Origin of the sequence: uncultured Devosia sp., assembly GCF_913055165.1 — a bacterium.
Classification (GTDB): domain Bacteria; phylum Pseudomonadota; class Alphaproteobacteria; order Rhizobiales; family Devosiaceae; genus Devosia.
The window spans coordinates 1-8,698 of the sequence record NZ_CAJXJS010000093.1 but is presented as its reverse complement, the minus strand read 5'-3'; the positions used below and the strand labels follow the sequence as shown (position 1 = coordinate 8,698).

Genomic DNA, 8,698 nt, shown 5'->3' with positions numbered 1-8,698 from the left:
AGCAATTGTTGAATAAGGCCTATGTCTACGCCATGCAGAAGCATGGCTCGCAGAAGCGCGCCTCTGGCGACCCCTATTTCAACCATCCCCTCGAAGTCGCGGCCATCCTGACCGAGCTCAAGCTCGATGACGCCTCCATCGCGGTGGGCCTCCTGCACGACACCATTGAGGATACCGACGCAACCCGCGCCGAGATCGACCAGATGTTCGGCGGCGAGATCGGCACCATTGTCGACGGCCTGACCAAGATCGAGCGCCTCAATCTGGTTTCGCGCGAAGAGGCACAGGCGGAGAACCTCCGAAAGCTGCTGTTGGCCATCAGCCAGGATGTGCGCGTGCTGCTGGTCAAGCTCGCAGACCGGCTGCACAACATGCGCACTCTGCAGTTCATGGCGCCCGAAAAGCAGCGCCGCATTGCTCAGGAGACCATGGATATCTATGCCCCGCTGGCCGGTCGCATGGGTATGCAGGACATGCGCAATGAGCTTGAGGATCTCAGCTTCCGCATCCTCCAGCCCGACCATTACCGCGCCATCACGGCTCGCCTGGAACAGATGCAGGCGGATAACCGGGAGGCCATCGACACCATCACGGCCGAATTGAGCGAGCGTCTGGCCGGCGCCGGCATCGCCGCGCGCGTCAAGGCGCGGGTCAAGTCGCCCTATTCGATCTTCTCCAAGATCGAACGCAAATCCATCGCCCTGGAACAGCTCTCCGACATGATCGGCTTCCGCGTCATCGTCGGCTCACCCGAAGAGTGCTATCGCACCGTCGGACTGATCCACACCACCTGGAAGGTCGTGCCCGGCCGTTTCAAGGACTATATCTCGGTCCCCAAGCACAACGATTATCAGTCGATCCACACCACCATCGTTGGCCCCAGCCGCCAGCGTGTGGAACTGCAGATCCGCACCGAGGACATGGATCGGGTAGCCGAGTTCGGTATTGCCGCACATGCCCTCTACAAGGACGGCGCATCGGCCAATCTGGGCCGAATCGAGATGGAATCGCACGCCTACGGATCGCTCCGGCAGACCATCAGCCACCTGACCTCGGGCATCTCCACCGAGGATTTCCTCGAATACACCAAGCTTGAGCTCTTTCAGGATCAGGTCTTCTGTTTCACCCCGCGCGGGCGCCTGATCGCACTGCCGCGTGGTGCCACGCCGATCGACTTCGCCTATGCCCTGCACACCGACATCGGCGACACTTGCGTCGGGGCCAAGATCAACGGGCTCATCCTGCCGCTCGTGACCCAGCTCCGCTCGGGCGACGAGGTCGAAATCCTGCGCGACCAGAACCATCGTCCGCCCAGCAACTGGATCGGCATTGCCGCCACCGGCAAGGCCCGCGCCGCCATCCGCCGCGCTGTTCGCCAGGCGGCAGCCCAGCGCGCCTATGCCCTGGGTGAGCACGTGCTCAACATGATGCTTGAGCGCGAAGGCGTCATGCTCGACGAAAGCGAAGGCACGGCATTGGCCGAAGCGCTCGAACACACCAACAAGCGTGAGCTGCTTGTGGCCGTGGGTGAGGGCAAGGTCGGCTCCGAACCGCTGGCTGCGGCACTCGCTCAGGTCAAGGGCATTCGCAAGCGCCGCCGCAAGCTAGACCTGCCCGTCGCCGACACCGCCGATGGCTGGTTCGCCCTGCGCGCCACCGACCAGTTCCGTTTCCGCGTGCCCGGCGGCCAGCGACCCGGCTCTCGCGCCAAGGCGGCCCTGGCACAGCTCGATTTCCACACGCCCGTCACCATTTCCGGCGAAGGCATCGTGCCCGGCGACCGGCTGGTCGGGATTCTTGAGCCAGAGAGCCCGCTCGTCGTCTACCCCATCCATTCCGATGCCCTGATCAGCAAGCACGATAGCGATCTGGCCTGGGTCGATGTGCGCTGGAACCTGAGCAAGGGCGACGAGAAGCTCTACTCCACCGTCATCTCGATGGAATCGGTCAACAAGCCCGGTTCACTGGCTCAGATTTCCTCGGCCATCGCGGCCTGCGAAGCCAATATCAACAATCTGGTAATGCGCATGATCTCGCCGGACTTTCACCAGATGATCTTCGAAATCGAGGTGCGCGACCTTGCGCAACTGACCGATGTTCTGGCAACGCTCAAGCGTAGTCCCGGCCTCAGCGCTGTCCAGCGCGCCGGGCTGCGAGAGGCGGGAATGATTTCCACCCTCGAATGGGACGGCAGTGTGGATAGGAGCGCGCGCGATGGATAAGGACGAGGTTTTGCAGATTTTCCGCGATTGCGGCGCCATGCTGGAGGGGCACTTCATCCTCTCCTCGGGGCTGCGCTCGCCGGTCTTTCTGCAAAAGGCCAAGGTCTTTCAATACGCGGCGCAGACCGAAAAGCTCTGCAAGGCCTTGGCGGAGCGCATTCGTGCCGAGGTGCCCGGCGTCACCAAGGTCGTCTCGCCCGCCATTGGCGGCATCATTCCCGGCTACGAGACTGCGCGCCAGCTCGGCGTCCCGGCCCTCTATACCGAGCGGGTGGATGGCCAGTTCGAGCTGCGCCGCGGCTTCGAGATTGCCCCGGACGACAAGGTGATAGTGGTCGAGGATATCGTCTCTACCGGCCTGTCGATCCGCGAATGCGTGGACGCGCTCAAGCGCATCGGCGCCAATGTGGCTGCCGCCGCCTGCCTCATCGACCGCTCCGGCGGCGAGGCCGATGTCGGCGTTCCCTTGGTCAGCCTTATCGAGTTCAAGGTCCCGGCCTATCCTGCCGATCAACTGCCACCCGAACTGGCCGCCATTCCCGCCATAAAGCCGGGCAGCCGCGGCATCCAGGGGGTCAAATGATCGTCGGTCTGGGTTCCGATCTCATCCAGATACACCGCGTCCAGCAGACGCTGGACCGCCATGGCGAGCGTTTCACCAATCGCTGCTTCACCGAGATCGAGCGCAAGAAATCGGACCGTCGCGCCCAGCGCGCCGCCTCCTATGCCAAGCGTTTCGCCGCCAAGGAGGCCTGTTCGAAGGCCTTGGGCACCGGCATTTCCTGGGGTGTTTACTGGCGTGACATGGGCGTGGTGAACCTGCCCTCGGGCAAGCCCACCATGCAATTGACCAATGGTGCGGCCAGAGCCCTGGCGCGCCTTGTTCCCGAGGGGCACGAGCCCCATATCCACCTCACCATCACCGATGACGCGGGCCTGGCGCAGGCATTCGTCATCATCGAAGCCCTGCCAATCAAGTAGCCCTGCCTTCCGGGCGAACGAAGCAAGTTGACCCCAAGCGGGCAAACGCCTAACCCTTCGGCACCGCATTCCCGGAAAGAACCATGACTCAGCCCGCCGACAAGCCTGCCAAGAAATCCGCCGCCAGCGAGTGGGTGGAAACCTTCGTGGTCATTATCGAGGCTTTGCTGATCGCCATTGTCTTGCGGTTCTTTCTCTACCAGCCTTTCTCGATCCCGACCGCCTCGATGCAGCAGACGCTGATGATCGGCGACTATTTCGTCGCCAACAAGTTCGTCTGGGGCTACGGCAAGCACTCCTTCTCGCTCGGCCGCTATGGCGATTTCACCCTGCTTGATTTCGAGCTGCCCATCTCCAACCGCATTTTCGGTCGCGAACCCAATCGCGGCGATATTGCCGTGTTCCGGCCGGTGCCGCAGTCCATGGAATATATCAAGCGCGTGGTGGGCATGCCAGGCGACCGTATCCAGGTGCGCGAAGGGCGGCTCTACATCAACGACGAGATTGTCCCGCGCGAGGAAGTCGGCAAGCGCATGGACACCGACAGCAACGGGGATACGCGCGAGGTCACTGTCTATCGCGAAACCTTCCCCGAGGGCACGACCCACCTGATCCAGGAGATCGGCGACAATCTCTCGCTCGACAACACGCCCGAATATGTCGTGCCCGCCGGCCACTACTTCATGATGGGCGACAATCGCGACCGCTCCGCCGATAGCCGCGTGCTGAGCCAGGTCGGCTACGTCCCCGCCGTCAATCTCATTGCCAAGGCTGAAGCCCGCTTCTTCTCCATTGCGGACAATATTCCGCCCTGGCAGATCTGGCAGTGGCCAGCCAATGTCCGTTGGGACCGCATGTTCCAGTCCGTCTATGGTAACCCGCCATACGACACTGCGGCCAGCCAGTGAGCCGCCGCGACAAGACCCACGAAAAGCTCCAGTTTCGGCTAGGCTACCGCTTTGCCGATCCTGACCTGCTGGACCGTGCCCTCACGCATTCCAGCGCCATTTCACCCGGCAAGCGCATCGAGCGGTCCTATCAGCGGCTGGAATTCCTGGGCGACCGTGTCCTGGGCCTGGTCGTGGCGGACATGCTCTATCGTCGCTACCCCAATTCCAACGAGGGGGAATTGAGCCGCTCGCTCAACACTCTCGTGCGCAAGGAAACCTGCGCTGAAATCGCCCGCCAGCTCGATCTGGGCAAGGAGATGATCCTGGGCGAAAGCGAGGCCCGTTCCGGCGGCGCCGACAAGGACGCAATCCTGGGCGACGTCACCGAGGCGATCATCGGCGCCATCTATCTCGATGGCGGCCTCGAACCGGCCCGAAATTTCATCGAGCGCCTGTTCGAGGAATTTCTCGCCGACGGTCAGGCCAATCGCGCCGACGCCAAGACCACATTGCAGGAATGGGCCCAGGCCCGCGGCCTCGAACCGCCATCCTATGTGCTGGTGGAACGCACCGGGCCCGACCATGCGCCCGAATTTACCATCGGCGTCGATCTGGCCGGCTTTGCGCGGCTCGAGGCTATCGGTCCGTCCAAGAAGATTGCCGAACACCGCGCCGCCGAACTATTCCTGATCGACCAGAAGGTCTGGAAGCAGAAGAAATGAACACGCCCACAGAACTCGCTGACACCTCTTGCGGCTTCATCGCCCTGGTCGGTGCACCCAATGCCGGCAAGTCGACCTTGCTCAATTCCCTGGTGGGCACCAAGGTCTCCATCGTCACCCACAAGGCGCAGACCACCCGCAGCCAGGTGCGCGGCGTGCTGACCCTTGATACCGCCCAACTGGTCTTTGTCGACACCCCAGGCATTTTCGCGCCCAAACGCCGGCTGGATCGCGCCATGGTCGAGAGCGCCTGGGGCGGGGCAGGGGATGCCGACATCGTCGCTTTCATCCTCGACGCCGATCGCGGCGTCACCCCGGAGATCGAGCTGCTTCTCGAAGGGCTGGAAAACATCCGCCAGCCCAAGGTGCTGATCCTCAACAAGATCGACACCGTCAAGCCTGAAAGCCTCCTCGCTCTCTCGCAAACCCTCAACGATCGCCTGCGCTTTGAAGCCACCTTCATGCTCTCCGCGCTCAAGGGCCATGGCGTTCAGGACTTCATCGATTGGTGCGTCAAGCATATCCCGCCCGGTCCCTGGCATTTCCCGGAAGATCACCTGACCGATCTCACCATGGCCATCACCGCCGCCGAAGTGACGCGCGAAAAGCTCTTCCTGCGCGTTCACGACGAGATCCCATACAATTCCACGGTCGAAACCGAGAGCTTCAAGATCCAGAAGGACGGCTCCTACAAGATCGATCAGGTCGTCTATGTTTCCCGCGAGAGCCACAAGAAGATCGTCCTCGGTGCCGGCGGACAGACGATCAAGGCCATCGGCGCCGAGGCCCGCAAGGAGCTGATGGCCATGTACGATGTGCCCATCCACCTCTTCCTCTTCGTCAAGGTCCGCGAAAAGTGGGCCGACGATCCGGAGCGCTATCAGGAAATGGGGCTCGAGTTTCCCCATGGAAAGAAGTGAGTAGCGAATGGCGAATAGCGAGTAGGGAAACCGCTATTCGCCACTCTCTATTCGCTACTCACTAACATGGAATGGACCGGTGAAGCCCTGCTGATCGGCGTGCGCCGCCACGGCGAAACCAGCGTAATCGCCGATGCCATGGTGGCCGGTCGTGGACGCTTTATGGGCCTTATCCGTGGGGGCCGGTCCTCAAAACTTTCGGCCACCCTCCAGCCTGGCAACACCGTCCAACTCACTTGGCGCGCGCGGCTGGAAGATCATCTGGGCACCTTCACCGTCGAACTGCTGCAGGCCCGCGCCGCAGGCCTCATTTCTGATCGGAAGCGCCTCTACCTCTCACAGCTCGTCTGCGAACACCTGCACCTGCTGCCCGAACGTGATCCTCATGATCGGTTGCTTGCCATGGCTCTGGATCTCATCGATCACGATCCGGACGCAGCTGGGTTGGCCCGCTTTGAACTGGCGCTTCTCGATGAACTCGGTTTCGGCCTCGACCTTGAAAGCTGCGCCGCCACCGGCGTCACCGAAGACCTGACCCATGTTTCCCCCAAATCGGGCCGTGCCGTCTCCCGCGCCGCCGCCGAGCCCTATAAGGACCGCCTGCTGCCGCTTCCCAGCTTCCTTCATGCCCGCGGCAACGCCTCTCCGGACGATTTGCGGGCTGCCTTCCGCCTCACCAGGCACTTCCTTGACATGCACATCTGGTCAGCCCGCCAGATCGACCCTCCGCCGACGCGCGAGCCACTGATCGACATGCTGACAAAGGTATAGTTCGAAAAAGGCTCTGCACCCTGTCCGCGGGTCATGATCCGGGGTTGCCGCTCAGCGGCGGTGAGGGGCCTTGCGATCGGACCGAAACGCCGTTGCAGCCCGGAACTCCTGGGCAAAACACCGCTGTACACCGTGCCAATGGCCCCCTGTCGCTATACTCTGCTCCTGATTCGTTCCCCTGAACTGAGCCGCCAATGTCCGACGCCGATACCCTCCCGCCGCCTGACGACCACCGCATCGTCGATCTCAAGCAGGCGCTTGAAGAACGGTATCTCAGCTACGCCCTGTCCACGATCACCCAGCGCGCGCTGCCCGATGCCCGCGACGGCCTCAAGCCCGTGCACCGCCGCATCCTGCATGCCATGCGCCTTTTGCGGCTCGATCCGAACCAGGGCTACAAGAAGTCTGCCCGCATCGTCGGCGACGTCATGGGTAAGTTCCACCCGCATGGCGACCAGGCGATCTATGACGCGCTGGTGCGCCTGGCGCAGGATTTTGCGCTCCGCTATCCGCTGGTCGATGGCCAGGGCAATTTCGGCAATATTGATGGCGATAGCCCAGCGGCCATGCGTTACACCGAAAGCCGCATGACCGATGTGGCGACCCGTCTGCTCGAGGGCATCACCGAGAACGCCATCGATTTCAAGCCGACCTATGACGGCGAGGACGAAGAACCCGTCGTGCTCCCGTCCAACTTCCCGAACCTCTTAGCCAATGGCTCCACCGGTATCGCGGTGGGCATGGCGACCTCGGTTCCGCCCCACAATGTGGTCGAGCTGTGCAATGCTGCGCTCAAGCTCATCCATCACCCCGATGCGACAACCGATGATCTGATCCATCCCGATCCGTTTGCGCCGCCCAGCATGGATGATCTCATTCGCGGTCCTGATTTCCCCACGGGCGGCCAGATGGTGGAAAGCCGCTCGTCCATCGTCCAGTCCTACGAGACGGGCCGTGGCGCCTTCCGCCACCGCGCCATCTGGGAGAAGGAAGAAAAGGGCAGGGGCGTCTATCAGATCGTCGTCACCCAGATCCCCTATGGCGTGCAGAAATCGCGTCTGGTTGAAAAGATTGCCGAACTGCTGCTGGCCAAGAAGCTGCCGCTGCTCAAGGACGTCCGGGACGAAAGCGCTGACGATATCCGCCTGGTTCTCGAACCGCGCGCTGGCACCGTCGATGCTGTCATCCTCATGGAGCAGCTCTTCAAGCTCACTGAGCTCGAAGTCCGCTTCAGCCTCAATCTCAATGTCCTGGATCACGGCACCACGCCGCGCGTGATGAGCCTGGCCGATGCCCTGCGCGCCTGGCTGGACCATCGCAAGGTTGTGCTGGTTCGGCGCTCCGAGCATCGGCTGGAGCAGATCGCCAACCGCCTCGAAGTGCTCGAAGGCTACATCATCGCCTACCTCAACCTCGATGAGGTCATTCGCATCATCCGCGAGGAAGACGATGCCAAGGCGAGGCTGATTGCAGCCTTCAATCTCACCGACAACCAGGCCGAAGCCATCCTCAATATGCGCCTGCGGTCCTTGCGCAAGCTTGAGGAAATCGAACTCAAGCAGGAACACAAGACCCTCACTGAGGAAAAGGGCAGGCTCGAAGCCCTGCTCGCCTCCGATAAGCGCCTTTGGGGGGAGATCGCCAAGCAGGTCGAAACGCTCAAAAAGGCCTATCCGCTGTTCGAGGCAGATGGCACGACCCCGCATGCGCTCGGCGCCCGCCGTACGATCTTCGGCGCGGCCCCCGCTGCTGATGCTGCCGAGATTTCCGAGGCCATGATCGAGCGCGAGCCGATCACCGTTATCCTCTCGGAGAAGGGCTGGATTCGCGCGCCCAAGGGACACAATGCCCCTACGGACGAAAAGGGCTTCAAGGCTGGCGACCGGCTGAAACTGGCATTCAACTGCGAGACCACCGACAAGCTCCTGATGCTCACCACCGGCGGCAAAGTCTATACTTTGGGTGCCGACAAGCTGCCCGGCGGCCGGGGACAGGGCGAGCCGGTGCGCATCATGGTGGATATTGAAGAGGGGCAGGACATTGTCGATCTCTTCGTCTATTCGCCGGGCAAGAAGCGGATCGTGGCCTCCTCGGCTGGTTATGGCTTTGTCGTCAACGAGGATGATCTCATCGCCAATACCCGCAAGGGCAAGCAGATCCTCAATGTCTCATTGCCCGACGAAGCCCGCCTG

8 protein-coding genes are annotated in these 8,698 nt (G+C 62.1%); all 8 read left to right on the top strand.

The genetic code is table 11. From position 1 onward, the window contains the following. A partial coding sequence (locus QZ564_RS18335) for a bifunctional (p)ppGpp synthetase/guanosine-3',5'-bis(diphosphate) 3'-pyrophosphohydrolase (protein ID WP_363312525.1) occupies window positions 1-2,222 on the top strand: 2,222 nt, incomplete at its 5' end. After that, complete coding sequence (gene pyrE, locus QZ564_RS18330) at window positions 2,215-2,805, top strand: orotate phosphoribosyltransferase (RefSeq protein ID WP_297113215.1); 591 nt, start codon at window positions 2,215-2,217, stop codon at window positions 2,803-2,805. The genes QZ564_RS18335 and pyrE, both read left to right, overlap by 8 nt. After that, entirely contained in the window at window positions 2,802-3,203 is a 402-nt protein-coding gene (gene acpS / locus QZ564_RS18325; RefSeq protein WP_297113212.1) for a holo-ACP synthase, read from the top strand. The genes pyrE and acpS overlap by 4 nt, the downstream gene beginning before the upstream one ends. Window positions 3,204-3,286: 83 nt before the next feature. Next, the gene (gene lepB, locus QZ564_RS18320) at window positions 3,287-4,111 is read left to right on the top strand and encodes a signal peptidase I (RefSeq protein ID WP_297113210.1); all 825 of its coding nucleotides are present in this window, start codon (window positions 3,287-3,289) and stop codon (window positions 4,109-4,111) included. Continuing rightward, the gene (gene rnc, locus QZ564_RS18315; RefSeq protein ID WP_297113208.1) at window positions 4,108-4,815 is read left to right on the top strand and encodes a ribonuclease III; all 708 of its coding nucleotides are present in this window, start codon (window positions 4,108-4,110) and stop codon (window positions 4,813-4,815) included. The genes lepB and rnc overlap by 4 nt, the downstream gene beginning before the upstream one ends. Further along, window positions 4,812-5,735, top strand: a complete 924-nt coding sequence (gene era, locus QZ564_RS18310) for a GTPase Era (protein ID WP_297113205.1) — start codon at window positions 4,812-4,814, stop codon at window positions 5,733-5,735. Before rnc ends, era begins: the two co-directional genes overlap by 4 nt. Window positions 5,736-5,801: 66 nt before the next feature. Then, window positions 5,802-6,506 carry a DNA repair protein RecO gene (gene recO / locus QZ564_RS18305; protein ID WP_297113203.1) on the top strand — a complete coding sequence of 235 codons (705 nt, stop codon included), beginning with the start codon at window positions 5,802-5,804 and terminating at the stop codon, window positions 6,504-6,506. A gap of 194 nt (window positions 6,507-6,700) precedes the next feature. Then, the coding region (gene parC / locus QZ564_RS18300; RefSeq protein WP_297113201.1) for a DNA topoisomerase IV subunit A at window positions 6,701-8,698 on the top strand (1,998 nt) is incomplete at its 3' end.

What these genes read in the sequence shown, in the direction of transcription:
- pyrE (WP_297113215.1), top strand. Translation starts at nt 2,215, where the DNA reads ATGGATAAGGACGAGGTTTTGCAGATTTTCCGCGATTGCGGCGCCATG.
- acpS (WP_297113212.1), top strand. Translation starts at nt 2,802, where the DNA reads ATGATCGTCGGTCTGGGTTCCGATCTCATCCAGATACACCGCGTCCAG.
- lepB (WP_297113210.1), top strand. Translation starts at nt 3,287, where the DNA reads ATGACTCAGCCCGCCGACAAGCCTGCCAAGAAATCCGCCGCCAGCGAG.
- era (WP_297113205.1), top strand. Translation starts at nt 4,812, where the DNA reads ATGAACACGCCCACAGAACTCGCTGACACCTCTTGCGGCTTCATCGCC.
- recO (WP_297113203.1), top strand. Translation starts at nt 5,802, where the DNA reads ATGGAATGGACCGGTGAAGCCCTGCTGATCGGCGTGCGCCGCCACGGC.